At 60.7% G+C, this 24456-nt stretch carries 27 protein-coding genes; 8 read left to right on the top strand and 19 right to left on the bottom strand.

What is annotated here, in order from left to right; translation table 11 throughout:
• From J7U39_RS24245 to J7U39_RS24230, 4 genes are all read left to right on the top strand, one after another.
• Positions 1-879 (top strand): ABC transporter permease, encoded by an 879-nt coding sequence (locus tag J7U39_RS24245; protein ID WP_210632351.1) that lies wholly within the window; start codon positions 1-3, stop codon positions 877-879.
• Positions 876-1679, top strand: a complete 804-nt coding sequence (locus J7U39_RS24240; RefSeq protein WP_210632350.1) for an ABC transporter ATP-binding protein — start codon at positions 876-878, stop codon at positions 1677-1679. The genes J7U39_RS24245 and J7U39_RS24240 overlap by 4 nt, the downstream gene beginning before the upstream one ends.
• On the top strand, positions 1676-2575 hold the full coding sequence (locus J7U39_RS24235) for an ATP-binding cassette domain-containing protein (RefSeq protein ID WP_210632349.1): 900 nt from the start codon (positions 1676-1678) through the stop codon (positions 2573-2575). The genes J7U39_RS24240 and J7U39_RS24235 overlap by 4 nt, the downstream gene beginning before the upstream one ends.
• A 70-nt stretch (positions 2576-2645) precedes the next feature.
• Entirely contained in the window at positions 2646-3323 is a 678-nt protein-coding gene (locus J7U39_RS24230; protein WP_210632348.1) for a hypothetical protein, read from the top strand.
• Between the two features lie 7 nt (positions 3324-3330).
• On the opposite strand, the gene J7U39_RS24225 is transcribed toward J7U39_RS24230, so the two are convergent.
• From J7U39_RS24225 to J7U39_RS24215, 3 genes are all read right to left on the bottom strand, one after another.
• On the bottom strand, positions 3331-4125 hold the full coding sequence (locus J7U39_RS24225) for an aldolase/citrate lyase family protein (protein WP_210632347.1): 795 nt from the start codon (positions 4123-4125) through the stop codon (positions 3331-3333).
• A gap of 61 nt (positions 4126-4186) precedes the next feature.
• Positions 4187-4384, bottom strand: coding sequence for a hypothetical protein (locus tag J7U39_RS24220; protein WP_210632346.1), 198 nt, complete (start codon positions 4382-4384; stop codon positions 4187-4189).
• 88 nt (positions 4385-4472) lie between these two features.
• On the bottom strand, positions 4473-5381 hold the full coding sequence (locus tag J7U39_RS24215) for a LysR family transcriptional regulator (RefSeq protein ID WP_210632345.1): 909 nt from the start codon (positions 5379-5381) through the stop codon (positions 4473-4475).
• A gap of 95 nt (positions 5382-5476) precedes the next feature.
• Between J7U39_RS24215 and betC the strand changes: the two genes are divergently transcribed.
• Entirely contained in the window at positions 5477-6991 is a 1515-nt protein-coding gene (betC, locus tag J7U39_RS24210) for a choline-sulfatase (RefSeq protein ID WP_210632344.1), read from the top strand.
• Between the two features lie 5 nt (positions 6992-6996).
• Here betC and J7U39_RS24205 read toward each other — a convergent pair whose 3' ends face one another.
• Together J7U39_RS24205 and J7U39_RS24200 are read right to left on the bottom strand one after the other, a co-directional pair.
• Positions 6997-7857 carry a TIM barrel protein gene (locus J7U39_RS24205; protein ID WP_210632343.1) on the bottom strand — a complete coding sequence of 287 codons (861 nt, stop codon included), beginning with the start codon at positions 7855-7857 and terminating at the stop codon, positions 6997-6999.
• A 66-nt stretch (positions 7858-7923) separates the two neighbouring features.
• Positions 7924-9294, bottom strand: coding sequence for an amidase (locus tag J7U39_RS24200; protein ID WP_210632342.1), 1371 nt, complete (start codon positions 9292-9294; stop codon positions 7924-7926).
• A gap of 270 nt (positions 9295-9564) precedes the next feature.
• Here J7U39_RS24200 and J7U39_RS24195 point away from each other — a divergent pair, with 270 nt between their 5' ends.
• The 3 genes from J7U39_RS24195 to J7U39_RS24185 all read left to right on the top strand — a co-directional run bounded on the left by J7U39_RS24195 (position 9565) and on the right by J7U39_RS24185 (position 11217).
• A complete protein-coding gene (locus tag J7U39_RS24195) occupies positions 9565-9840 on the top strand; it encodes a hypothetical protein (protein ID WP_210632662.1) in 276 nt (91 codons plus the stop codon).
• A 111-nt stretch (positions 9841-9951) separates the two neighbouring features.
• Positions 9952-10389 (top strand): DUF1810 domain-containing protein, encoded by a 438-nt coding sequence (locus tag J7U39_RS24190; protein ID WP_210632341.1) that lies wholly within the window; start codon positions 9952-9954, stop codon positions 10387-10389.
• Positions 10390-10695: 306 nt separating this feature from the next.
• Positions 10696-11217, top strand: a complete 522-nt coding sequence (locus J7U39_RS24185) for a tetratricopeptide repeat protein (RefSeq protein WP_097600785.1) — start codon at positions 10696-10698, stop codon at positions 11215-11217.
• 118 nt (positions 11218-11335) lie between these two features.
• On the opposite strand, the gene J7U39_RS24180 is transcribed toward J7U39_RS24185, so the two are convergent.
• From J7U39_RS24180 to J7U39_RS24115, 14 genes are all read right to left on the bottom strand, one after another.
• Entirely contained in the window at positions 11336-11911 is a 576-nt protein-coding gene (locus J7U39_RS24180; RefSeq protein ID WP_210632340.1) for a hypothetical protein, read from the bottom strand.
• 73 nt (positions 11912-11984) lie between these two features.
• Positions 11985-13289, bottom strand: a complete 1305-nt coding sequence (locus J7U39_RS24175) for an AAA family ATPase (RefSeq protein WP_210632339.1) — start codon at positions 13287-13289, stop codon at positions 11985-11987.
• A gap of 15 nt (positions 13290-13304) precedes the next feature.
• Positions 13305-14249, bottom strand: coding sequence for a type II secretion system F family protein (locus tag J7U39_RS24170; RefSeq protein ID WP_210632338.1), 945 nt, complete (start codon positions 14247-14249; stop codon positions 13305-13307).
• A gap of 7 nt (positions 14250-14256) precedes the next feature.
• Positions 14257-15213, bottom strand: a complete 957-nt coding sequence (locus tag J7U39_RS24165; RefSeq protein ID WP_210632337.1) for a type II secretion system F family protein — start codon at positions 15211-15213, stop codon at positions 14257-14259.
• Positions 15210-16658, bottom strand: a complete 1449-nt coding sequence (locus tag J7U39_RS24160) for a CpaF family protein (protein ID WP_210632336.1) — start codon at positions 16656-16658, stop codon at positions 15210-15212. The genes J7U39_RS24165 and J7U39_RS24160 overlap by 4 nt, the downstream gene beginning before the upstream one ends.
• Before the next feature lie 16 nt (positions 16659-16674).
• Positions 16675-17238 (bottom strand): L,D-transpeptidase, encoded by a 564-nt coding sequence (locus J7U39_RS24155; protein ID WP_210632335.1) that lies wholly within the window; start codon positions 17236-17238, stop codon positions 16675-16677.
• Positions 17235-18377 carry a pilus assembly protein gene (locus J7U39_RS24150; RefSeq protein WP_210632334.1) on the bottom strand — a complete coding sequence of 381 codons (1143 nt, stop codon included), beginning with the start codon at positions 18375-18377 and terminating at the stop codon, positions 17235-17237. The genes J7U39_RS24155 and J7U39_RS24150 overlap by 4 nt, the downstream gene beginning before the upstream one ends.
• 27 nt (positions 18378-18404) lie before the next feature.
• Positions 18405-19031 carry a TadE/TadG family type IV pilus assembly protein gene (locus J7U39_RS24145; protein WP_210632333.1) on the bottom strand — a complete coding sequence of 209 codons (627 nt, stop codon included), beginning with the start codon at positions 19029-19031 and terminating at the stop codon, positions 18405-18407.
• Positions 19025-19504: a TadE/TadG family type IV pilus assembly protein gene (locus J7U39_RS24140; protein ID WP_210632332.1), complete on the bottom strand. Its 480-nt coding sequence runs from the start codon at positions 19502-19504 to the stop codon at positions 19025-19027. Before J7U39_RS24140 ends, J7U39_RS24145 begins: the two co-directional genes overlap by 7 nt.
• On the bottom strand, positions 19501-21105 hold the full coding sequence (locus J7U39_RS24135; RefSeq protein ID WP_210632331.1) for a TadE/TadG family type IV pilus assembly protein: 1605 nt from the start codon (positions 21103-21105) through the stop codon (positions 19501-19503). The genes J7U39_RS24140 and J7U39_RS24135 overlap by 4 nt, the downstream gene beginning before the upstream one ends.
• 93 nt (positions 21106-21198) lie before the next feature.
• Positions 21199-21504, bottom strand: a complete 306-nt coding sequence (locus J7U39_RS24130; RefSeq protein WP_210632330.1) for a hypothetical protein — start codon at positions 21502-21504, stop codon at positions 21199-21201.
• Positions 21488-22975: a type II and III secretion system protein family protein gene (locus J7U39_RS24125; RefSeq protein WP_210632329.1), complete on the bottom strand. Its 1488-nt coding sequence runs from the start codon at positions 22973-22975 to the stop codon at positions 21488-21490. The genes J7U39_RS24130 and J7U39_RS24125 overlap by 17 nt, the downstream gene beginning before the upstream one ends.
• Before the next feature lie 55 nt (positions 22976-23030).
• On the bottom strand, positions 23031-23945 hold the full coding sequence (cpaB, locus tag J7U39_RS24120) for a Flp pilus assembly protein CpaB (RefSeq protein WP_210632328.1): 915 nt from the start codon (positions 23943-23945) through the stop codon (positions 23031-23033).
• A gap of 99 nt (positions 23946-24044) precedes the next feature.
• Entirely contained in the window at positions 24045-24239 is a 195-nt protein-coding gene (locus tag J7U39_RS24115) for a hypothetical protein (RefSeq protein ID WP_210632327.1), read from the bottom strand.
• Between the last annotated feature and the right edge of the window lie 217 nt (positions 24240-24456).

Genomic DNA, 24456 nt, shown 5'->3' with positions numbered 1-24456 from the left:
ATGAAGAGCCTGCTGCGAAACCGCAAGGCGCTGATCGGCCTCGTCATCATCGCTCTCATCATCGCCGTCGCGATCGCGGCACCGCTGCTGACGCACTACGATCCGGCCGCCCGCACCGGCAGGCCGCACCAGCCGCCATCGCTCGACCATCTGCTCGGCACGACTCGCATCGGCCAGGACGTCTTCGCCCGCCTGCTCTACGGCGCCCGCACCTCGCTTGCCGTTGGCTTCGGCGCCGGGCTGCTGATCACGCTCGTTGGCACAGCGCTCGGCATCATCTCCGGTTATCGCGGCGGCAAGACGGACGAAATCATCAGCTTCTTCACCAACATGGTGCTCGTCGTTCCCAATCTGCCGCTGCTACTGGTGCTCGCAGCCTTCATCGGCCAAGCAAGCCCGCTCGTCATCGCCCTCATCCTCGGCGCCACTTCCTGGGCCTGGGGCGCACGCGTCACCCGCGCCGAAACGCTCTCGGTCAAACACAAGGATTTCGTCAAATCGGCCGAGATGATGGGCGAGCCGCAGTGGCGCATCATGACATTCGAGATCTTCCCCAACGTCATATCCATCGTCGGCATCAATTTCATCGGCAGCGTCATCTTCGCTATTATCACCGAAGCGACACTGGAATTCCTGGGGCTCGGCGATCCCAAAGCGATCTCCTGGGGCACGATGCTCTATAATGCGCAGAAGGCCTCCGCACTTTCGGTCGGCGCCTGGTGGGATATCCTCACCCCCTGCTTCGCGCTCGCCTTCCTCGGCATCGGCATGTCGCTCCTCAACTTCGCCGTCGACGAGATCGCCAATCCGCGTCTGCGCACTGGCAATCACCTGAAGCGCTGGTCGCTGCTCGTCCACTCCGGGGAGGGCCGCCTGTGACGCAGCCGCTGCTCTCGGTGAGGAACCTCACCATCGATTATATCGGCGAGGAGAAGGATTTCCGCGCCGTCGACGACGTCAGCTTCGACGTCACGCCGGGCCAAGTTTTCGGCCTCGCCGGCGAATCCGGCTGCGGCAAGAGCACCATCGCCTTCGCCATCAGCCGCCTGCACAGGCCGCCGGCGCTGATCCGCAAGGAGAGCCGCATCCTGCTCGACGGCCGCGACGTGCTCGGCCTCGACCGGCAGGCGCTTGCCGCCTTCCGCTGGCGCGAAGTCGCCATGGTCTTCCAGAGCGCCATGAATTCGCTGAACCCGGTGCTGCGCGTCGAGACGCAATTCTATGACGTGCTGCGCACGCATAAGAACATGAGCCGCGCGCAGGCCCGCGAGCGCACCGCCGAGATGCTGAAACTGGTCGACATCGCGCCGGACCGCATGCGCGACTACCCGCACCAGTTTTCCGGCGGCATGCGCCAGCGCATCGTCATTGCCATCTGCATGGCGCTCGATCCGAAACTGGTCGTCATGGACGAGCCGACGACGGCGCTCGACGTCGTCGTCCAGCGCGAGATCCTGCAGCGCATCAACGAACTGCGCCGCAGCTTCGGCTTCTCGGTGCTTTTCATCACCCATGATCTCGGGTTGATGGTGCAGTTCTGCGATCGCATCGGCATCATGCTCGGCGGCAGGCTCGTCGAGCAGAACGATGCCGGCGCGATCTACAAGACACCGCAGCACGCCTATACGAAAAAGCTCTGGGCTTCCTTCCCCTCGCTTCATGGAGGCGTGCTGCTATGAGCGAAACCATCCTCGTCCTGGACCAAGTGAGCAAAACCTTCGGCCACGGCGCATCCGCCGTCCATGCCGCCCGCTCGATCTCCTTTTCGCTGCATGCTGGCCGGGCACTGGCGCTCGTCGGCGAATCCGGCAGCGGCAAGACCACTTGCGCCCGCATGGCGATGCGCGAATATCAGCCGACAGCAGGACAGATCCTCTATAAGGGCCGCCCGGTCGAAGGCGCCGGGGCGGACGAGATCGCGCGCTACCGCAGATCCGTGCAGATGATTTTCCAGGACCCGTTCGCCTCGCTGAACCCGGCGCATACGATCGCCCACCATCTACAGCGGCCGCTGAAGCTGCACAGGCCGGATATCCGCCGCAGCGAGATCGATGCGACGGTGCGGGAACTCTTGCAGCGCGTCAGGCTCGACCCGGATCTTGTCGCGCCGAAATATCCGCATGAACTCTCCGGCGGTCAACGCCAGCGCGTCAACATTGCACGCGCCCTCGCCGTCAAGCCGGAGGTGATCGTGGCGGACGAGCCGACTTCGATGCTCGACGTCTCGGTGCGCCTGGGCGTGTTGAACCTTCTGAACGAGATGAAGCAGGAGATGAATCTCGGTCTGCTCTACATCACCCATGACATCGCCACTGCCCGTTACGTCGCCGAGGACATCGCGGTGATGTATGCCGGCCAGGTCGTCGAATGGGGCAGCACCGCTCGGGTGATCGACAACCCGCTGCATCCCTATACAAGGCTGCTGCTTTCGGCAGTGCCCGATCCCGATGTCCGCTTCGACGATCCGAAGGCGCGCTTGATGCCCGAGGAGGTGGAACATATCCGCCGTCGTTCGGCCGCACCGCAGGACGAGATCGTCGAAGCGGAGCAGAACCATTTCATGCGGATGATCTGAGGCCGGCTTGCTGGCCTCGCTCTTCGCCCTGTGCTAGGGGACGGTTCCTTTCATGTGAGGCGAAACCGTCATGCTGCCCTGGATTCAGCTCGATTCCGCGACCATTCCCGGCGAAGACGGCGAACTCAGGCTGAAGCAGCGCGGCAGCGAATTCTCGATCATGCTCGGTGCCAACGAGTTGATGAACAGCCGCCTCAGCGGCTCGGAGGAAGCGCTGGCAACGCTGTCCTGGGAACGGATCACGGCGCATCCGAAGCCCCGAATCTTGATCGGCGGGCTCGGCATGGGCTTTACCCTGCGTGCCGCCCTCGCCGTCCTTCCCGAAGATGCCAGCGTCACCGTCGCCGAACTCGTGCCCGCCGTCGTCGCCTGGGCGCGCGGGCCGATGGCCGAGGTCTTCAAGGGCTGTCTCGACGATCCCCGCGTCGGCATCCATCAAGGCGACGTCGGCGAGGCGATCCGTGCCGGCAAGGCAGGCTATGACGCGATTCTGCTCGATGTCGACAACGGCCCGGACGGGCTGACCCGCAAATCCAATGACCGGCTCTACGATTTTAACGGCCTTCGCGCCACCCGCGACGCACTTCGCCCCGGCGGCGTGCTCGCCGTCTGGTCGTCCGGCCCCGATCCGGATTTCACACGGCGTCTCAAGGACAGCGGCTTTTCTGTCGACGTCGTCAACACCCGCGCCAACCGCAAGCGCGGCGCCCGCCACGTCATCTGGCTGGCGGTCAAACCGGTCCGCTGAGACGAGCTCAGCCGCCGGAAGCGATCCTGCGCGCTGCGTTGATCGCACGGCGGGCGCCGGCGCGCAGTTGCACGGTCTCCGCACCGGCAATGACCAGGTCGAAGCCGAACTTCAGCAGTTCGCCAGCCCGCTCGCCATCGCCGGCATAGGCGCAGGCGAATTTGCCGTGGGCGCGGCAGCGAGCAACGGCATGCTGCATGGCGCTGTCGATTTCGGCGGCGTTCGGCGCCACCTGGTCGCCGTTCGACAGCGCAATCGAAAGATCGGCAGGACCGACGAAAATGCCGTCGATGCCGGTGACGCCGAGAATGCCGTCGATCGCGTCGAGAGCGGCGCGGGTTTCGATCATGGCGATGGCGACAGTGAGTTCGTTGGCGCTCTTGAGATACACGTCAGCCGACAGACCGGTATGGTTCAGCGCCAATGACGGCCCCCAGCTGCGCTCGCCGAGTGGCGGATATTTCGTGGTCCTGACCAGGGCTCGCGCGTCCTCGGCCGAATTGATCATCGGCGCGATGATACCGGAGGCGCCGGCATCGAGCAGCCGCGAAGCGGAGGCAAAATCGCCGACGGGAATGCGCGCGATGGCCGGCTTGCCGGCAAGACGCGTCTGAGCGACGGCGTTTGCCGCCGACTGCATGTCCCACATGCCATGCTGCATATCCAGCACGACGGCATCGAAAGCTTCCTGCGCCAGGTGGTTGACGAGCATGGCGTCGGGGATGCCGACCCAGGCGGAGATCATGCCGCCCTGGTGCTTCCTGATCCGGTCCGCAAAGCCATCGATTTCAGCTGCGCTCATGCCATTCTCCTCATTCGACAGGCCGTCTCCGGCCGGATTGCCGCCAAGCGGCGGCAGCAGTTTATCCTCTGCGCCGCCGCGAGATGATGACCATCACGACGATGCCCGCCGCCGCCAGAATTGCTCCCCAGAGCATCCAGATCTTTTGGGCGATCATGAAACTGGAGGCCGGATAGGGAAAATAGCCGCTTCCCTGCCCAATCCAGATCAGGCCGAGCAGGACCATAAGCAGTCCGATGACATATCCGATCGTTCGCATGCTTCAGCCACCTTCTTCATGAATTCGATCCCACAATGTCGATCGGCATCGCCGATGACAAGGCTTCTCCCGTGGAGAAATGCAACCGCTACTCAGCATTTCTCTCTACCTCATCCGACAGCCAGGTGCAGAGCTTCTCGCTGAGGACATTTGGAGACTGCGGCGGCACCAGCCAATAACCGCGGTCGGCCGCCTCCAACTGCGGGCCGGCTTGCAGCAGCATGTGCGCCGAAAGAAGCGTATCGACGAGGCCGATCCAGCCGAGCGCCACGCCCTGCTCGCTTAGTGCGGCCTGGATAACGAGCGAATAGGTATTGAAACTGATGTCGCCGCGGCCGGCATTGATGTCACGCTGGACGGAAAGTTCGGCAAAATAACCGCGCCAGTCGAACCAGGGCGATGGCAGCGGCGCGTCGAGATGGATCAGCCTCGCCTTGGCAACCTGCCTCGGATCGTCGAAAGGACCATTGCGATCGAGAAACCCGCGTGTGCAGACAGGCACGACCCTTTCCGGCAGCAGAAGCGTACCGACGGCGCCGAATTCCGCCCGCGTACCGAAAACCACCGCAACATCCGCCTCGTCGCGAAATCCGGCCGCAAGCCGCTGCGTCGCGACGATCTGCATATCCGTTTCCGGGTGCAGAAGGCGAAAGCCATCCATGCGCGGGATCAGCCAAAGTGCCGAGAAAGCATAATCGGTTCTCAGCCTGACCACCGGTCTTTGCGCCTCGACCCGGAAACTGCGGGCGAGCGCGTCGATGTCGCCGACCGCCTTGGCAGCCACCTCGAGAAGCCGCTCGCCTTCCGCGGTGAGTTCGACGCCACGATGCTGGCGGCGCAGCAGGCTGACGCCGAACTGCTCTTCCAGCCGGCGGATCTGATAGCTCACGGCCGGCTGGCTCAAACCGAGAAGCGCTGCCGCCGCGGAAAAGCTCCCGAGCCGCGCCACCTCGACGAAGAGGCGCATCCATCCGAGCTCAGGCGTCCGTTCTGACATAAAAATCCTTTTGGGCAGATATCGAAAAAAGCCGCCTTTACAGGCGCGATATTAGACGCTTCAATAAAATCTTCAAATAGCAAAAGGCAATTCAAATGGCGCGCCCGAATATCCTCATCCTGATGGTGGATCAGCTGAATGGAACCTTCTTTCCCGATGGCCCCGCCGATTTTCTTCACGCGCCGCATCTGAAATCGCTGGCAGAGCGCTCGATACGCTTCGCCAATACCTATACGGCAAGCCCGCTCTGCGCGCCGGCGCGCGCCTCCTTCATGTCCGGGCAATTGCCGAGCCGGACGCGCGTCTACGACAATGCGGCCGAATTTGCTTCCGACATCCCGACCTATGCCCACCATCTGCGCGCGGCCGGATACCAGACGGCGCTATCAGGCAAGATGCATTTCGTCGGCCCCGACCAGTTGCATGGCTTCGAAGAGCGCCTGACGACGGATATCTATCCGGCCGATTTCGGCTGGACGCCCGACTACACCAAGCCCGGCGAACGCATCGACTGGTGGTACCATAATCTCGGCTCGGTCACCGGCGCCGGCGTGGCCGAAATCACCAACCAGATGGAGTATGACGACGAGGTCGCCTATCACGCCACCCGCAAGCTCTTCGATCTCTCGCGCGGCCAGGATGAACGCCCCTGGTGCCTGACCGTCAGCTTTACCCATCCGCACGATCCCTATGTCGCACGCCGCAAATTCTGGGATCTCTATGAGGATTGCCCGGCCCTCGACCCGGCGGTCGCGCCGATCGCATATGGACAGCAGGACCCACATTCGCAGCGCCTGATGAGAGCCTGCGACCACGATGCTTTCGACATCAGTCGGGAGCAGATCAGGCGGGCAAGACGCGGCTATTTCGCCAACATTTCCTATGTCGACGAGAAGATCGGCGAGATTCTCGACGTGCTGGAACGCAGCCGCATGGCCGACAACACGATCATCCTGTTCGTGTCAGACCATGGCGACATGCTCGGCGATCGCGGTCTCTGGTTCAAGATGAACTTCTTCGAAGGTTCGGCTCGCGTTCCGCTGATGATTGCGGCACCGGGCTGGAAGCCGAAGCGCATCGACCAGCCCGTCTCCACCCTCGACGTGACGCCGACACTCGCCGGCCTCGTCGGGATCGATATCGCCTCACTGAGACCGTGGACCGAGGGTTGGGATCTCGCAGCGCTTGCCCAGGGCGGCGGCAGCCGAGGCCCCGTGCCGATGGAATATGCCGCGGAAGGTTCCGAAGCGCCGCTCGTCTGCCTTAGGGACGGGCGATACAAGCTCTCGCTCTGCGAAAAGGACCCGCCGATGCTGTTCGACCTTGAGGCCGACCCCCACGAGCTCGAGAACCTGGCGGAAAATCCGGCGCATGCCGACGCCTTGGCAAGCCTTGTCGAACAGGCCGGCCGGCGCTGGAACCTTTCCGATTTCGACGCAGCCGTGCGCGAAAGCCAGGCGCGCCGCTGGGTGGTCTATGCCGCGCTGCGCAATGGTGCCTATTATCCCTGGGATTATCAGCCGCTGCAGAAAGCCTCGGAGCGCTACATGCGCAACCACATGGACCTGAACGTGCTGGAGGAGAGCCAGAGGTTCCCGCGCCAGGAATAAGCTTATTAAGCCAACCTGCGCGCCGGCGTCTCATGCAGGAAATCCTCGATGAACGCCTTTTGCAGCAGAATGCCGTCCCATTCGTTGGGGAAGAACGGCGAGTCGTAAATCACAGTGAAAGGACCGGCGTAACCGGCCGTCTCGCACATCTCCAGGCACTTGCGGTAATCCTCGGCATCGAGACCCGCAGCGTTATAGTCCGCCTTGGCGTGGCAGATTTCCGCCCGGCGCATGATATCGGCGAGGCCCTGATATTTGGCCGGCGCCGTCCAGTTGCCCAGATCGCCGTTGAGCCCGACCGTGCCGTCCAGCCGGTCAAGCAGCCAGTTCGTCTCGACCGGTGACGGCAGCAGGTCGAACCAGTTCTCGACGACGACACGCACGCCGCTGCGTTCCGCCTGCTCTGCCAGCCAATCAAGATGGCGGGCGGCGCGGGCAAGGTTTTCCGGCGTCGGCTTCTGCTTGCCGGCGATGACGCGCATCCTTTGCGCCCCAAGCGCAGCCGCGATATCGATCCACTCTGCCATCCATCTGACATCGCGTTCGGCCGTTTCGGGATGGCTTGGATCGCCGTCCTCGACCAGTAGCGTCTGGAACAGCACGTTCGACGACGCCACCGCGTCGCTGAGTTCAGTTAGATAGGCGGCATCAAGGCTCGGCAGATGGAAAGAACAGACCTCCAGCCGGTGGATATCGCGCGCCGCGAGCGCCGCCGGCATGTCGATCAGCGCCGCGCCGCCGGGGCCGTAGGGCTCTTTCGGCGCCGCACTCTTATCAGGATCGGGGCTATAGGCATAAACAGCGCCAAGCAGCCGATGCAGCGACCAGGTCGAAACCGCGAAGCGTCCGTTCTGCAAAACTTGCACGTGCCTTCCTCCAGAATCTCCTCACCCATCAATGGCAATAAACACCGGGCGGTTCAATTGCCAATTTCAGACGAAATCGCCCCGGACCACCGCCTCGGCCACAAGTGCCGCCCCCAGCAGCGCCTCGTCGCGATTTGCGGTCGCCGAAAGCAGCAGACCGACCGGCATGACTGCTACGCCCGTGCCGCAGGGGATGGAAACGCCGCACCAGTCGAGGAAATTGCCGAGCGCGGTATTGCGCAGCGTCTTGTTATTCGTGGCGAAGAACAGTTCGTCATCCTTTTCCAGCGGCGCGATCGGCGGTGCGACATGGGCGACCGTGGGAAAAGCGATCAGGCGATTGCCAATGAGGCGGTTCGTATCGGCGATCAGGCGGCTGCGCGCCTGCAGCATCGCGATGTAATCGGACGCCGTTGTCCTGCTTCCCAAGCGGGTACGCATGACGACGCGATGGTCCATACGGTCTGCATCCGGCCCCGCCAAACGTTCCTGGTGAAGGGCGAAAGCCTCCGCCGTCACCAGTGGACCATATCTCGTCATCAGATCGAAGATTTCGCTGAAGGCGGGAATGACGGTGCGGGAAACAGAGGCACCGGCGCTTTGAAGACGTTCCAAAGCCATCTCGAAAGCAGCGACAACGCCCGGTTCCGCCGCATCGAAAACGATATTTTCGGGCACGAGCAATTCCAGCCCCCGCAACGGACACTCGACGACATCAGGCGCGGTCAGGCCGCGCATCGCCGCATCGATCCACACGCCATCCCTGACGCTGCGGCAGAGCGGCCCCAGCGAATCGAGGCTCTTTGCCAGCGGATAGACGCCGTCCATCGCATGACGGCCTGATGTTGCCTTATAGCCGACGATCCCGTTGAAGGCGGCGGGAATGCGCACCGACCCGCCGGTATCCGTGCCCATCGCGACCGGCACCAGCCCGGCTGCGACGGCAACACCGGCGCCGGAGGAGGAGCCGCCGGGGATGCGCGGGAGATCGGTGCCGCGCGGATTGACCGGCGTGCCGTAATGCGGATTGATGCCAAGGCCGGAAAAGGCGAACTCGCTCATATTGGTGCGGCCGATGGCAATCATGCCCGCCTGCCTGAGGAGACCGACGACCGCCGCATCGCGAGTGGCGGGCGGATCGGCGGCCAGGACGACGGACCCTGCCGTCGTTGGCAGGCCCTCAATGTCGAAAAGATCCTTCCAGGCGATCGGAACGCCGTCCAGCAAACCGAGCGAGCGGCCTTCCCGCAAACGTTTGGAGGAGGCGCGCGCCTCCTCCATCGCCCGGCCTTCGAGCAATGTGGTGAAGACCGCCTTGTCGGCAAAACCCGAGATGGATTCGAATACCGTCTCGGCCACATCGACCGGATCGGCGACACCGCCCTGGATGAGAACGGAAAGCTGGGCGACAGACATCGCACCGAAGGATTTGCTCATGGGACGGTCCTGATGAGAGATGCCGCCTAGGACTAACCCGGATCATTCGAGCGGGCCAGAGCCTCACGATCTTTTGCATTTATTGGTACGAATTTTTGAACACTGAGTTTGAATATCGCCCCTTCAATTGCCACGATTGAAGACACACATGCATGCACGCATGGCGAGCCGGTTCGGCACGAGGGTGAGAGTTTACTCTTCGACCGGCTCGCATGTGTTCCAGGAGTAATAAAAATGACAGATTGTGAAAATTTAAGCCGTCGCCAGGACATGGTGACCCTCCACGTGAAAGAGGACGAAACTGCCGGTCCAGGCGAGCGCGACTATGTGGAACATGTCAGCGCCCAGAAACTTTCCGGTTTCGAGCGCATCGTCGTGGTCGCAGCGCTGGTTGTCTTGAGCTTTGTCGGTTTTGCCGCATATTCATCCAGCGAGACGGATCCGGTGACGACATCGGCCATTGCCGCCACCCCTGACGATACGCCGCACCATCAGCCTTACGGCCATTGCCGTGACAGTAGCCCTTATGCTGAAAGGGTCTGCTGATAGCAAAGTCGACTACCCCCGGGCGACATTGTTCGCCGGGGAGACGTTCCTTCGCCGGGCATGGAGACCTCTGGCTCAAGGCTGCGTTGACAGCAAAAAGGGGAAAGAACCATGGCCGGCAAGATCGATTACAATCTCGAACGTTTCGTCGATGCCCAAAACGGCATCTACGAGCAGGCGCTTTCCGAGCTGAGGGCCGGACGGAAAACCTCCCATTGGATGTGGTTCATCTTCCCGCAGATAACTGGTCTCGGCACCTCGGCAATGGCGGAAAAATACGCCATACGCTCGGCCGGGGAAGCCGCTGCCTATCTCGCCGATCCCACGCTCTCAAGCCGGCTGCTGCGCTGCGTCGAGGCGATTTTATCGATCGACGGCCGATCGGCTCATGACATCCTCGGCTCGCCTGATGATATCAAGCTGCGCTCTTCGATGACCTTGTTTGCTGCGATCAGCGATCACGACTCACCCTTCCACCGGGTGATCGATCGTTTTTATCAAGGAAAATTCGACGAGCGGACGATCGAGATCCTCAGCGCCAGGGACTAAGGCCAGTGCTGGCCCCAGTCGCATCAGCGAAAAAATGGCGATCCGCATGCGGCGTTCCATCCTTTGACCTGGCGAACAGGGTGGGCGACGTCGATTAATTTTCTACTCTGAGAAACACTGGGCACATGATACCTACCCTGGATAGCTGGGGTTTATCACCCATTGCGCAATCCCGGCGAAGGCCGCCTCCGTCGCTTTTTTGTGAGTAATTGCTTAAATTCTTGAGTTGTTAGCTTTTTTTCATGATGATGCCGGTGAACGCATCCGAGTCTTGGGTAAGAATGTCTGGTGGGGATCAAATTGCCAATGTTGCAGATCAGAGCTGGGACGAAATGCATTGCCTTTTTGCTGGCGACCGGAGCGATTTTGGCTGGTTGCCAGTCATCCGGCGTTGATGGTCTGGCTGCTTACGGCGACAGTGCCAAAACCCTCCAGGACGACTCGGCGGTCGCCTTCTACAAGAACGACGAGCTGATAACCAACGGCAAACTGCAGTTTCAGGAAAAAAACTACGGAAAATCCTACGCCATCTACAAGCGCGCCGTCGACGTTTTTCCGGAAGACCCGGCCGCCTGGCTAGGCCTGGCAGCCTCCGCCGACATGGTTGCCCGCTTTGACACGTCCGACCGCGCCTACCAGCAACTCTCGCGGATGATCGGCAACACCCCGGTCTACTACAACAATATCGGATATTCTCACCTGTTACGTGGCGACCTGCGGACTGCCAGACGCTATTTCCTGAAAGCCTATGAGCTCGATCCCGGAAACGAAGTCACTGCCCGTAATCTCGAACTGATGAAGAACAGTGTGAAGTATGCTCAGAGGTAATCGATCCTTCAGCGATCGGCAATCTGCGTCGAGATGAGAACGCCCTAGATATGAGCAGCGGCACGGCGCCCCTGGCGGCGTCCACCGATTGCTTTGGGGATTTCGGCGAAGTCGGTATTTACCGTGCCTTCCGAAGGATGAGCTTGCCTTCCGGCGAGAGCGTGCGTTCGTAACGCGGCAGGTTATTGATTGGAATGCCGCCGGCTTCGATGGACGCAAGAGTGCTATCCGGCGTTAGAGTTTCCGCCGACAGGGCGCGGACCGAAGGTGCGAAAAATTGTGCTGGTTCCTTGCCGGGCGCGCTGAGGACCAAGGCTGAACCCATGCGTGCACCGCTTATGTCGTTGCGCATCCCTTCGTTCATCGACAAAATGGACTTTTGCAAGCTATCAATCTCCTGGCGGATCAGTGCGACTTCGTCGGCCTTGGCAGTATCCGCGATGTTGCCCGACTGCTTTTCCATTTGTCCTCTCAGGCCATCAATGGACCTTTTGAGCGCGGCGATGGTTTCGCGGCTCTCGCGAACATCGGCTGAGTTCTTGGCCGTATAAATGAGAACGCCGGCATTCACCGGCAGGAGCATGAGGATCAAACCGACGAGCAGCGGGTTTCTTGAGCCTCTCGGCTCTGGTGTTCGCATGTGGCTTGGTTTTGCGCGGTCGGCTTCGATGTCGATATTCGGGATGCCGGTCATTTGTGTTACTCCCCCGTAAGTCATAAAGTTGGACACATTGTCCGGGAACAGGCGATCAGCACCAGGCCCGCAATCATTCCGACGTAAATACACCTTCCCACGCCCGTTCGAGCATATCGAGCGACGCGATTCCTGTTATGCCGTTGAATTCGCAGTAAGAACCGACGAAATCGATAAGATATTTCGGATGATAACACGACGCTAGCACATCGCCATTGTACTTGCGATCGTAGAACAGGTTCAGGTCTGGATCGCAGACAACCACTCCGGCGCCGCTGGCATAGGATTTGAAAATTCTGATATATTCGTCTCGCGACGGCGTGTTGACATAGATCTTGTATTTGAGGCGCCGCAAGCCCGCCTCGTCGGAGAGGTCCTTCGGTGCGATATTGGTCGAAAACACGACCAACTCGTCAAAGGGAACCTTGAACTTCTTGCCGGTGTGCAGCGTCAGGAAGTCATATCCGCGCTCGAGCGGCACAATCCAGCGATTGATGAGCGCCTGCGGCGCCACTTGCTGACGCCCGAAGTCGTCGATTATGAAGACGCCGCCGGAGGCCTTCAAGTGTATGGGCGCTTCATAGACATTTGGCCCGGCGTTGAAGGTGAGATCGAGCTGATCGAGGGTCAATTCCCCGCCCGTCTTGATCACCGGGCGGCGGCATTCGATCCATCGGCGATCCGCTTTCGGATGAGAATCCGTATCAGCCTCGGATACAGGGTGGTGCACGGCTTCGTCATAGAAACTGATGACATGGCCGCCGACCTCGATGGCATAGGGCACCCAGATCGTTTGGCGAAACAGCTGCGACGTCCGCTCGGCGATGCTGGTCTTTCCGTTGCCGGGCGGTCCGTAAAGCAGAATAGAGCGGCCGGAGTTAATGGCCGGGCCGAGCTTTTCGACCAGGGTGTGCGCGAGCACCAGCCCCTCAAGGCTGTCGGTCAGCCGCTCGGGGGTCACGCGCTCGTCATGGATGGACTGCAAACCGAGTTGCCGGCAGAACGCGTCGAGCGATACCGGCGCCGGTCCGACATATTGGCATTGACGCGACGCCGTGTGGGCATATTCGAACCCCTTCATTGACAGCGCATATCGGACATCGGATTTGACATCCTCACCCGCCAAGCCACGGGCCTCGAGATAGGCGAGTTTCACCAGTTCCTTGATCAGGATGTTGACGATCACTTTCGGCAATTTCATGCGCTCAGCGAGATGAGATGCCGTGGTCGTATCCTGTTCGGCCGCACATTTTGCGGCCAGCCGGAGCAGGAACGACTGATCCAATCCCGCTTGTTCTAGGCTTGCCGGTGCCATTGGCATCCGCGGGTCGAGGGAAATGATCGCATCATTACGATTTTGTTCGAGCGAATACTGCATACGACCTCGCTTGGCTCAACCGCCGGGTTTCATGCTGACGAGAAGCATGACGACACGGATAACAATGGGGACGAGAACGATGATGAGGCTCACCGGAAAAAGGAAGGCGCCGAGCGGCAGCAGCATCTTGACCGGCAGGGCGTTGGCCTTTTCCTCCGCGCGGACAATACGCAGGTCGCGCATTTCCTTGCTGTAGACCCGCAGCGTCTGCGTAACGCTGGTCCCGAGTTCCTCCGATTGGCGGAACAGAACGGAAAGGGCCCGGGCCTCATCGATTCTCAGGCGGGTGGCAAGGTTGGCGAGCGCCTCGCGCAATCGCCGGCCGCCACGCACTTCCAGCATCATGATCGAGAGATGCAGGCCGAAGTCCTGCTTCTTGTCGACGAATTCACGAGCAACCCGGTTTGCCGCCGCCTCGATGCTCATGCCCGCATCGAGGCAGACGATCAGCATATCCATGAAATCGGGAAAGAGTCGGCGGTACTCCCTCTCCTTGGCGGCGCCGCGCCGGTCGATATAGATGTTGACCAGGATGAAGGTTACGCCCGCAGCAAACATCGCAATGATCAGGGCCGCCATCTGCGACATATTGGGTGCGATCCGGTTTACGGCCCAGACCGCCGCAACGAGCACGCTGATACAGACCACCGCGCGAACCACCTGGAAGGTGGTCACGGCGCCGGCAGCGAAATACCCCGCACGAATCAGCCGGTTCTGGGTGGAGTTCACATTCGTGTCGCGTCGCGTAATCTCGAAATAGCGACGGATCAGGCGGTTTTCAGCCTCGCCGAGATCGGCGATCGTCGTATCGCCGAGGTGGAACTCCTCGCGGGCTGCCGCCGAGCTCTTCGACACCCGAACCGCGACCTCGCGCTGTCGAAAAAACAGTTCCGAGGCTGCTGCTGTAAAGATCAGGACTGCAAAGAAGACGATGAGGTAAATTCCATACTCACTCGACATGACCGCCTCAGTACTCGAAGTTGACCATCTTGTAGAGAATGACATTCCCGATCGCCATGACGGTGAGCAGCACGCTCACAATGGCGGTTCCGTAGCCGCTATCCCAGACGGGATCGAAGTAGGTCGGCGACAATGCCTTGATCATCGCGTAGAGCAGAAAGGGATAAACCGACATGAAGATCGCCGTGATACGCCCTTCCGAGGAAATCGCTCTGACCTTCGCCTTCAGCATCGTCCGGTCTCGCAGCGTCTTCGAAAGGTTTTGCAAGATCTCCACGAGATTTCCGCCGGTTCCCGCCTGTACGCTCAACGATATCGCGAGCAGATTCAGATCCTCGACGCCGACCCGGCCCGCCAAGTTGAGAAGGGCATCATCCAGTGTAACGCCGTAGGTGAGTTCATCCGAGAGGAGGCCGAACTCGGTGCCGATCGGATCAGGCATCTCGCGGGCCACCAGAGCGATCGCCGCTGGCAGCGGGTGGCCAGCCGCGAGGCTGCGATTGGCGACATCCAGCGCTTCAGGAAGTTTCAGTTCGAATTTCTTCATGCGGCTGGCCCGGGCGCGCCAGACGACGAGTGCCGGGACGAGGAGGCAGATCAGGAGAAAGACGGGTATTCTGAACAGAGTGCTCGGCACGAGGAACTGGACGACCAGCCATGTCACAAGTGCGCCGGCGATCGCGAAGAGAGCAAAACGCCTGATATCGAACTTGATTCCCGACTGGGCGTAGAACCGCAGCAGTCGCTGCATTATGGGGGTTTGCCGCCAACTGTCGCCGGCACCGCGCTCCTTGAGCATATCGCTATAGGTTTTACGATGATCATCGCTGACCTCGAGCAAGCGCAACCGATGGTTCACCGCGCGGTGGCGTTCGGATGTCTTGAAATAGCCGCGCATGATCGCTTCGACAGCGACTAGGGCCGCGGTGAAAACGGCGGCGTAAAGCAGCGTGAGGGTCGTCATTGAACAGGTCCCGTTTGCAGCGGTTTACCGGGATCGAAAATCGCCACAGGGATCTCGATCCCGAGTTCGGCAAATTCCTCGACGAACCGCGGCCGGATGCCGGTGGCGCGGAATTCTCCATGGATCCGCCCACCTTCATCGGTGTTGATTTTCTTGAATTTCATAATCTCCTGCATCTGCACGACTTCGCCCTCCATGCCGGTGATCTCGGAGATCGAGACAACTTTGCGGCTGCCGTCGCTCAGGCGCTGTACCTGCACGATGACGGTGATGGCGGACGAGATCTGCGAGCGAATACTCAACTGCGACATCGGCATCCCGGCCATGCCGACCATCTGCTCAAGCCGGCCGACGGCGTCGCGGGGCGTGTTGGCGTGAATCGTCGTCATCGACCCCTCGTGACCGGTATTCATCGCCTGCAGCATGTCGAATGCCTCGTCGCCGCGGACTTCGCCGACGATGATGCGGTCGGGGCGCATGCGCAGGGCGTTTTTCAGAAGTTCGCGTTGGCGGATCTCGTTGCGTCCGTCGAGCGTCGGCGGTCGGGTTTCCAAGCGCCCGACATGGGGCTGCTGCAGTTGCAGTTCGGCCGCATCCTCGATGGTGATCAGGCGCTCCTTTGGAGAAATCTGGGACGAGAGAGCGTTGAGCAAGGTGGTCTTGCCGGAACCGGTGCCGCCTGAAATCACCATCGACACCTTGCCCTTGACCGCAGCGCTGAGAAGGATGCGCATCGCATCGGCCATGGCGCCATATTGCACCAGGCGCTCCAATGTCAGCGGCTTGCGGGTGAATTTGCGAATGGAAACGAGCGGTCCATCGACCGAGATCGGCCTGATGGCAACGTTGACACGCGAGCCATCCTTGAGGCGGGCGTCGACCATCGGCGTCGACTCGTCGACGCGGCGACCGACGGCCGAGACGATCTTGTTGATCACCCGAAGCAGATGGTCCTCGTCCTTGAACCGCACGGCGGTGCTCTCGAGCTTGCCGCTCCGCTCGACATAGACGCTGTTGTAGCCGTTGATGAGAATATCCGCGATCGTGTCGTCGGCCAGCAGCGGCTCGATCGGCCCCAGCCCGAGCATCTCGTCGGTGATATCGCGAATCAGATCATTGATTTCCTTGGCATTCAGCGGAAAGTTGTTATTGCGGATGTAATCCTTGACCAGCGGTCGGATCTCGGTGGCGATCTCCTCGTTGTCGAGCGTGTCGAGAATCCCGAGGTTGATGCGATCGAGCAGGTAGCGGTGCAGATTGACCCGCTCGGAAACCAGGTCCGGCCCAAGCGAAGCTTCTTCGCCACTCACCGTGCTGCTGACAGAGACCGGTTGGGCAGGCATGTTCTGCGCTGCGACGAGTGACAGTTCGGCCGCCTCCGGATGTTCGCGGATTTCAGGCTCCTGCTGATGCTTGTAGAAACGCCCCATGATGCCGTTCGCCATGTTTCCCACCCCTGAACTATTTTACAATGACCGTGGAACCGACTTTCACCCTCTCATAGAGATCGATGACGTCGGCATTGCTCATGCGAAAACAGCCCGATGACGCGAAATCGCCGACCGTCGACTGCTCGTTCGTTCCATGAATGCGGTAGAGCGTGTCGGTCCCGCCCTTGAAGAGATAGATCCCGCGAGCGCCCAAGGGATTGAGCGGCCCGGCGGGCACCAGGTCCGGAAGCCCGGCTGCGCGCGCCTTCATCTCGGCAGGCGGGCGCCAGTCGGGCCACTCCGCCTTGCGTCCAACCTTGACAGTCCCGCTCCAGCGAAATCCATCTCGTCCGACGCCGATCTTGTAACGGATCGCCCGTCCATCGGAGATGACGAGATCCAGCGTTCGGTTCGCGCTGACGATGACGATCGTTCCAGCCGCGTAGCCTTTTTCGATCGTCACCACCGTGCTTGTCGTCGGCCCAAGGCTTCGCGGCACTAGCCCGGCTGCCGCCGCATCCCCGGCGACGGCCAGAACGGCCAGAAACACAAGGCCGACGCAGGACCTTATGCACCCACTGTCAATCGCCTTCATCGCACCAATGCTCCAAGTTTACCGACCGCGCCGCAGAAGCGCGCACGGGAATTCACCTGAACCGGCAGCACTCCGCGGTTGACCGCCTCGCTCAAAGTCTCCCAGTCATCCGCAATGACGTGCGTCGGGATGTCCTTGAATATCTTCTCCGTTTGTTGTCGGCGCAGGCCGAGGCCAAAAAACTTGGCGCGGTATTTGTTGATGACGATGAATATCTGATCCGCACTTCCTCGCAGCCGCACCAGGTTTGAAAACAAATCCTTCGCATGAGAAAGCGCGGGGACCGTCATTTCTGTGACGATATAGATGCTGTTGACCGAAGTGAGCACCTCGTATTTCCACGGCGTGTCATAATAGGGGATGTCGACGATCGTGTGGTCGCTCTCAAAGGCGGCCACGTCGAGCATACGCAGCACGAGTTCACCGCCCTTCGGCGCCAGAAGGACTGACGGCTGCTTGAAGGACAGCAGTGAAAAGCCGCCCGGATGCCGCTTTCGGACAAGATCGATGAATTCGAGATCGACCCGGGAAGGATTGGCGATGACCGGTTTCAAGTCGTAGTCGTTGACAAGATTGAGATAATAGCCGAGCGCCCCAGAACAAAAATCCGTGTCGAACAAGTCGATCCTCGGCGTGGAATTCTTGGTCGGCTGGGCCAGCACATGCGCGAGCGACGAAGCGATCATGCTGGCGCCCGCGCCACCGACGGCTGAGACCACGGCATGCACCCGGCTGTCGCTGGCGCCCGTGCCTGGCGCATGGGTCGAAATCATGTCGATCATGGCGCGGCGCTCGAGCGGCTTCTTCAGCCAGTCATTGCCGTTCAGGCGGAAGAGCAGCCGCAGCATGTCGTCCGGCAAGTCTTCGGAGACGACGACGAGCGGAACGTCCCGATAGCGGGTGCGAAACGCGAAGAGCTCCGGTTGCTGCAGCAATTCCCCGTTGTCGACGTCGAGAACGATCAGTCCGAACTGCGTCGGATCGAGTCGGCCCTTTTCTCCGAGCGCCTTCAGCGAGAGATGGCGGACATCGTAACGCGAAAGCGACCCGAATGTATCGAGCATGAAGCTCGCTGCGGCCGCGTCGTCGGAGAGAACCAGGATCTTGGTGGATGCGGCAATGTTCATGTGCGCTGTCATTTTCGCTTTCCTACGCGTAACAAGAAGTCAGCAGGTTGAGCAGGTCTTCAGGTCTTCCGTCGTGATCGTCACCGGATGGGCCGGGATGGTGACGTCGTTCAGTCCCAGCAGCCCGCCGAGGATCGGCAGATCGAAGGTGATGTCGCGCACCTCCAGCCGCATCGTCAGCACCGGCCCGTCCGGGCGGCCCCAATAGCCGAGCCCCGATCGCTGATAGGTGACCATCAGCTTATCCGGCGTGATGCGCCAGTTTAGGTCGCAAATGCCCGGGTGGGGATCGGTTCCCGCGTTGCAAACGCCGTCGCTTCCGAGGACAATCCGGTTCAATGCCGCCGTGCTGCAGTTCGCAAGAGCCGGTCCGCAGGTCGAGGATATCGTGGCATCGTTCGGCGTCGCTTTGCCGTTGTTGAGCGGATCGGCAGCTTCGACCGGGAAAACGGCAGCGAAATTGGTTGTCAGCGGATCTGATACGGCCGCCAGTCGGGCACCATATTGCAGTGCCTTGACTGTCTGATTCCACTGCGACATGGCATAGCCGAACTCGATGAAGGCGGCGAAGACCAGCATGACGATCGGAAAGGTCAGCAATGCTTCGACAAGGCTGGCGCCACTGCTATCCTGCCAGAATGCCTTGATTGCCCTGGAGGTCACCATCCGATGTATCTCTCTTCATGGAAGGAACTGATCGTGATGGCGTCGAGTCCGAGAAAGGCGAATACCGGTGAACTCTGATAGAGATGCGCAGTGGAAATGGTGATGTTGCCGTCCGCATCGGGTGCACTGATTGTGATGTCGGAAGGGTCGTTCCAGCCGGGGACACGGGGCTCAGCATCTGCCGCGGGTGTTTGCGTTCCGTAAAAAGCAATGGTCTTGGCCGTCGCCTGATTGCATGTCGGCACATAGGTTCCCGAGGCCGGTCGGCAGCGCGAAAGGTAACGCCCCGCATCGCGCAAGCCTGCGTCGATCTGCATGCGCTGCCAGAAGATGCTGCCAAACTCCAGTATTCCAGCCGCAAAGAGCGTCACAAAGGGGATTGCGAGCAGCGCTTCGGCGAGCACTGCGCCTTCCTCCCGCCGCCAGAAACCGAGGCAAAGCCGATGCAGAATAAAATTGCGGAACGCAATCATCTGACCAGCTCCGATTCTTCCCGCAGGAATTCGTCCAGCGTACCGCGACCACCCTTGCCGGTGATGTCGATCATCTCCAGGGAAAGGTATCGTTCGCCGGCATCCTTTATCGCCGGCTTGGTCAGGAACATGCGCGCGAAGGCAACGGCGCGCGTGGCCTTGTGACCGTTCAGATGGCCGACCGAAGCCTCATAGCCACAATTGACAATGGCCGAGAAAATCTCGCGGCGGTCGCCATATTCGGCTGCCGTATAGTTCGAAAGGTCCGGGCCGGCATAGCACTGACCACCCGTTGCCGGCGTTCCGGTCTCACCATTCGCCGAGGCATGATTGATGAGAGCCGCGTTTGCAAGCTCGTAGCGATAGACGTCATAAGCGGAGGGCTGTGCTGGCGTTCCGGTCGCCTGCGGGGGATAACTGGAGTAGTTGCTGAGGACCGTGCTCACCGAGGGCGCTGCCGTGCCCTGCGCGACATTCCAATAGGTCGTGTAGTTCCAATTGTTGCCACTGCTGATCTTGCCGCCGGCAAGCGAGGTCATGCCCGCTCCATAGCCGAGCGGCAAGGCCTTGGTCGCATCGCCGACAACGGCTCCGACCATGACTGGATCATAGGTATCGCAGCCCTTCTTGCCCTTGCCGCTGATTGACTGCGCGGAGCGCACGTTCTGGGCAGGCCGGTAACGATAATCTCCGTTCGCCTTGTTGAACGACGAGGAGTAGAAGCCAAAGCGCGTATTGACCCCGTCCTCGACGGGCCCCGCCTTTGCGCCGGTCTCTGTATCGAGGTTGTCCTGTGTGTAGCATGTACCGGGATTGCCGGTGGCAAGAGCCTCCGCCAGCACGGACGCACCATTGCCCAAGGGGGTCCGCAGGAAGCCGAAATTGCCGGGACCGGGATTGGATGCCGCGGTGCTGTGAAGCTCGATCTGTCGTCCGTAGAGATTGCCGGCCGCAAAGTTGGTGTGCAGGGCCGTAGCTGCAGTTTCGCTGGCGCTTTCACTCGTGTTCCCCACCGGCTCGAACGGATTGCAGATGTAGATCGGCGTCACGTCGCAGGCACTGGCGTGATATACCGCCACGGCGTCGGCGGCGATGTTGATTGTATCGCGGGTAAAGCCGACCGGGATCGGAAAGATCGTCTGCATCGCTTGCGGCTTGGCGATGACCCAGGCATAGGACGCTTCGCTGGCCACTGTCGTTTCCATCGAAGCCGGGATTGATGTATCGTCGTTGGCCGGGATATCCTTCAGAAAAAGCACGGTAACAGTGCTTCCGGCATCGTTGCCGGCGTCATAGGTCACGCTGATATTCGAGCCAAGCGACATGCCGGTTCCGCCGCCGGAAAAGGCCGCGCTGTTGGCGATTTTCTCGATCGCCGTCTGCGCCCTCGTAATGGCATCATCGCGGCCATCGAGTTCGCGGGCCCCGGCCAGCGCCATCGCATCGACGGCGTTCTGGAGATCGGTATGCAGGTTGCTGCTGCGACCGACATCGATGATCAGCAGCGAAAAGCCGAGAAGCATTGGCATGGCGATGAGCGTCAAGGCGATGACATAGCCGCGATGATCGTTCCAGAACCGTCTGACAACCCTGCTGAGCATTGGCGTCCCCCCATCACGGCGCTATCGCCGTGATGACCCCGTTTCGTGCATTTTCCCTCCGGCGCACTGCCGCAGTTCATGCCTTTCGCCAGCCTATTGGCTGGCGGTCGCCCCGTTGGAGGCCCCATTCGCCCCCATGGCCGGCGACGGCTGAACAACGCCCAACCCGCCGTTCTGATATTGAGTGACCACCCTGCGGATCACCTTGCCGTCGCTTGCGATTTGCGTTCGCTGGGCTTCCGGCGGGAACGGGTCCTGAATGTGGATGGCCTTGTTTGCTTCCACGGCATTGCCGAGCCCGAAGGTGATCGTGTCGCGATGGTTCATGTAGTCGGCGCAGCCGGAAGCGAGGCCGGCGGCTGCAAGGACGAAAAGGACGCGCTTAGCGTTTTGTAGCAACGGCTTGGACTCCCTGGTTCAGGTCGAGACGATGGCCATAGGGCCCAGTCACACCTTCGCCATTGCGAAAGCGTCGGAGCATGTCCTTGTCGACTTCCATGACACCGAGCGCAAAAAGCTCGAGGTCGTTGGACGAACGCGTCTGGTCGAGCGGACTGTAGAGATCCTCGCCAGGGCGGGCCGGTCGAACGATGTGCGGCGTGACGACGATGACGAGGTCGGATTCCTTCTTCTGGAAACTCGTCGAACGGAATAGTGCGCCGAGCACTGGTATCTTTCCGAGGCCGGGCAATTGCTGGATGTCCTTGGCATTGATCGACTGCAGCAGGCCGGCCAAGGCAAAGCTCTGGCCGTCGCGAAGCGCGACCGTGGTGCTGGCCGCGCGCGAGATGAAGCCCGGATTGCCGTTGACGTTGATCGACGGATCGAGTTCGGAAACTTCAGGCTCGATCTCCAGATTGATCAGCCCATCATCAAGAACCACCGGCTTGAAGGTCAGCCGCACACCGAAGGGGCGATAGTCCGTCTCGGTGGCGACCGTCGTGCCGTTGTTCGTCGTCTTCAGGATCGGCACCTCACCGCCGGCATGGAAGCTGGCGGTCGAGCCGCTCATGGCGATGAGGTTCGGCTGCGCCAGGCGACGCACCAGTCCCTTCTGCTCGAGGGCGTTGATCACCACGTCGATGTGGCCGCCCGAGATTTCCAGCACCTTGGCGATCAACTGGCCGAAGGGCAGCGCCCCCGTTGCCGCACCCTTGGGATCGAGGAGGCTACGGACCAGGTTGCCGTCATCGTCCACGGTGATACCCTGGCTGGTCGTTGCCTTGCCGATTCCGTTGTTGCCGTGCCCGGACCAACCGATCCCGAGGTCACGACCCGTCTGGCGCGAGGCTTCGATGACCCGGACCTCCAGCATCACCTGCTGGCTGTCACTGACGCGCAACTGGTTCAGCACCGGTTGGTCGGAATAGGACTGGGCGATTTCCATCACCCGCTGCAGTTCGATGCCGTCGCGGACGAAGCCTGTCAGGCGAATGCGATCGTTGGAGTTGATGACCCTGACCCGAGCCGAGGGCGCGGCAGAGCGAATGGCGGAGGCGACTTCGCTAAAATCGCTGGCAACGCGGATGTCGATGACGCCGAGAAGCGACTTGTCTTCGCCATAGACCGAGATATTGGTGGCGCCGATCTTTTTGCCGCGAATGAACAGCGAGCGGTCGGAAAGCGGCACCACGTCGATCATATCGGCGCTGCCGATGACGAGATCCCCGAAGGGCTGCCCGGTATTGAGCGTCAGCGTCTCGTTCGGAGGCAGCGTCACGTGCTGGACCGATTCGCCTAAAGTGACGGACTTTTCCTGTGCGTTGGCGCAGCCGGCAAATCCAGGGGCCAAACACACACAGGCCGAAAACACTGCCGCTAATGCCGCAAGGCTTTTCGTCCCTGCGATTCTTCTCTTGCCGCTCGCCATGCCTGCTTTAGCCCCCTCATTCGGCTAGCCGCACCTGCGGCATGCCGCATAAACATCACTGGACCAGGCCGACTCGGTGCTCCTCGCGCTTCGTCGTGTTCCAGACCCCCACTGTCACCCACTTCGGCTCAACCGGCAACACCGGTTCGACCCTTTGCTCCACAATCTGCACTTGTTTCTCGGGTTCTGGCAACTTCTTTTCCAAATCCTTGCCCAGTTCTGTCGCCATCGCCCCGCCACCGAGGTCGGCGACGGTGATCGGCCGGGTCTGCTCGATAGAGGAAGAGGCAACATTGCGGAGCGCCAGTGAGAGCGTGCCGATACTGGAGCCGAGGGTAAGGCGCTGCGCCTCGTCGGTCGTGACCTCAAAGGTCACGGTCTTGACGACGGATGGCTCGTCCTTGCGCTCGTCCGCCGTCTGGTCCACCGCCAGCACCTTGACGCCTTGCAGCAGCACGTCGACGAAGGTCTGATCGTTGCCGGCCGGTCCGCGCACGACCCGCGTCAGAAGCACGTCGACGCGATCGGAAGGCCTTACGAACCCGGCAACGCCGAGCACGTCGTTGACCCGGATGGAGACCGCCTTCATGCCCTGGTCGAGCGCCGCCGACAGCGTGGCGCGTTCGCCGGTACCGGTGATTTTCGAGGATAGAACCGGCTCGCCCGGATCGATCGCCGCCATGGCATAACGCGGCTGGGCATCGTTGCCGACGACCAGATCGATGCTGACGAACGAGCCTGCGGGTGTTTCATTGGAGGGCCAGGGAATGGCCCTGAGGTTTTCGGATCGAATCCGGTCGCCGAAGCGCATTGGCGTGGCGGCGACCACAAGTGTCCTTTCCTCGGCCTTCACGCCGTTCATCGCCAGCAGTCGGGCCTTCTGATCGGAGAGATACGCGCGCATCCCGAAAACTGCGGCGGCGGCGAGTACAAATGCAATAACGAGACTTAAAATCGTTGAAGAACGCATCGCGGTTACTCGCTACACTGGACGGAGTGCATCCATTCATTATTTCTAATTTAGAAGAGAGGGGTTAACAAAAACCCCTCCCTTCGTCGAACGCCAATATCAGGCCGGGACAGCCAGCGCGGTCGTGAACCACCCTGCCCATGCCGTCCAGACCGCACTCAGATTGGTGCCGGCCAGTGTCACCGCCGTGATCACCCCGCCAACCAGCAAGGCAAGCAGAATGAGGTATTCGGTAAGTGCGACGCCATCTTCTTCCCGCGCGAAAGCGCGTACGCTATTTACAAATGCTTTCATCGAGAATTACCTCCCAGGTAAGTGGTGCGCCGTATTTCCCCCGGCACTTTGTCGTCGAGACCGCCCCTTCGACTGGAAATATTAATAATCTGTTAATTCTAATTTAGTCAAATCTTTTGTAGGCGAACGGGCGATATCTATACTTTATGGTTAAAACTGGGATGAAAGAACCGGCCGTAAAAATCGACAATTTTGCCGTAATCGAGTGAATCTAGCC

The sequence above is a fragment of the Rhizobium sp. NLR16a genome (genome assembly GCF_017948245.1).
Lineage (GTDB): Bacteria > Pseudomonadota > Alphaproteobacteria > Rhizobiales > Rhizobiaceae > Rhizobium.
The sequence above is the reverse complement of the archived record's forward strand: the minus strand, read 5'-3'. Positions and strand labels throughout refer to the sequence as shown.

Bases quoted from the DNA above. Each gene is read 5' to 3' on its own strand.
- J7U39_RS24245 (WP_210632351.1), top strand. From the start codon at position 1: ATGAAGAGCCTGCTGCGAAACCGCAAGGCGCTGATCGGCCTCGTCATC.
- J7U39_RS24235 (WP_210632349.1), top strand. From the start codon at position 1,676: ATGAGCGAAACCATCCTCGTCCTGGACCAAGTGAGCAAAACCTTCGGC.
- J7U39_RS24230 (WP_210632348.1), top strand. From the start codon at position 2,646: ATGCTGCCCTGGATTCAGCTCGATTCCGCGACCATTCCCGGCGAAGAC.
- J7U39_RS24225 (WP_210632347.1), bottom strand. From the start codon at position 4,125: ATGAGCGCAGCTGAAATCGATGGCTTTGCGGACCGGATCAGGAAGCAC.
- J7U39_RS24220 (WP_210632346.1), bottom strand. From the start codon at position 4,384: ATGCGAACGATCGGATATGTCATCGGACTGCTTATGGTCCTGCTCGGC.
- J7U39_RS24215 (WP_210632345.1), bottom strand. From the start codon at position 5,381: ATGTCAGAACGGACGCCTGAGCTCGGATGGATGCGCCTCTTCGTCGAG.
- betC (WP_210632344.1), top strand. From the start codon at position 5,477: ATGGCGCGCCCGAATATCCTCATCCTGATGGTGGATCAGCTGAATGGA.
- J7U39_RS24200 (WP_210632342.1), bottom strand. From the start codon at position 9,294: ATGAGCAAATCCTTCGGTGCGATGTCTGTCGCCCAGCTTTCCGTTCTC.
- J7U39_RS24195 (WP_210632662.1), top strand. From the start codon at position 9,565: ATGGTGACCCTCCACGTGAAAGAGGACGAAACTGCCGGTCCAGGCGAG.
- J7U39_RS24190 (WP_210632341.1), top strand. From the start codon at position 9,952: ATGGCCGGCAAGATCGATTACAATCTCGAACGTTTCGTCGATGCCCAA.
- J7U39_RS24185 (WP_097600785.1), top strand. From the start codon at position 10,696: ATGTTGCAGATCAGAGCTGGGACGAAATGCATTGCCTTTTTGCTGGCG.
- J7U39_RS24180 (WP_210632340.1), bottom strand. From the start codon at position 11,911: ATGACCGGCATCCCGAATATCGACATCGAAGCCGACCGCGCAAAACCA.
- J7U39_RS24175 (WP_210632339.1), bottom strand. From the start codon at position 13,289: ATGCAGTATTCGCTCGAACAAAATCGTAATGATGCGATCATTTCCCTC.
- J7U39_RS24170 (WP_210632338.1), bottom strand. From the start codon at position 14,249: ATGTCGAGTGAGTATGGAATTTACCTCATCGTCTTCTTTGCAGTCCTG.
- J7U39_RS24165 (WP_210632337.1), bottom strand. From the start codon at position 15,213: ATGACGACCCTCACGCTGCTTTACGCCGCCGTTTTCACCGCGGCCCTA.
- J7U39_RS24160 (WP_210632336.1), bottom strand. From the start codon at position 16,658: ATGGCGAACGGCATCATGGGGCGTTTCTACAAGCATCAGCAGGAGCCT.
- J7U39_RS24155 (WP_210632335.1), bottom strand. From the start codon at position 17,238: ATGAAGGCGATTGACAGTGGGTGCATAAGGTCCTGCGTCGGCCTTGTG.
- J7U39_RS24150 (WP_210632334.1), bottom strand. From the start codon at position 18,377: ATGACAGCGCACATGAACATTGCCGCATCCACCAAGATCCTGGTTCTC.
- J7U39_RS24145 (WP_210632333.1), bottom strand. From the start codon at position 19,031: ATGGTGACCTCCAGGGCAATCAAGGCATTCTGGCAGGATAGCAGTGGC.
- J7U39_RS24140 (WP_210632332.1), bottom strand. From the start codon at position 19,504: ATGATTGCGTTCCGCAATTTTATTCTGCATCGGCTTTGCCTCGGTTTC.
- J7U39_RS24135 (WP_210632331.1), bottom strand. From the start codon at position 21,105: ATGCTCAGCAGGGTTGTCAGACGGTTCTGGAACGATCATCGCGGCTAT.
- J7U39_RS24125 (WP_210632329.1), bottom strand. From the start codon at position 22,975: ATGGCGAGCGGCAAGAGAAGAATCGCAGGGACGAAAAGCCTTGCGGCA.
- cpaB (WP_210632328.1), bottom strand. From the start codon at position 23,945: ATGCGTTCTTCAACGATTTTAAGTCTCGTTATTGCATTTGTACTCGCC.
- J7U39_RS24115 (WP_210632327.1), bottom strand. From the start codon at position 24,239: ATGAAAGCATTTGTAAATAGCGTACGCGCTTTCGCGCGGGAAGAAGAT.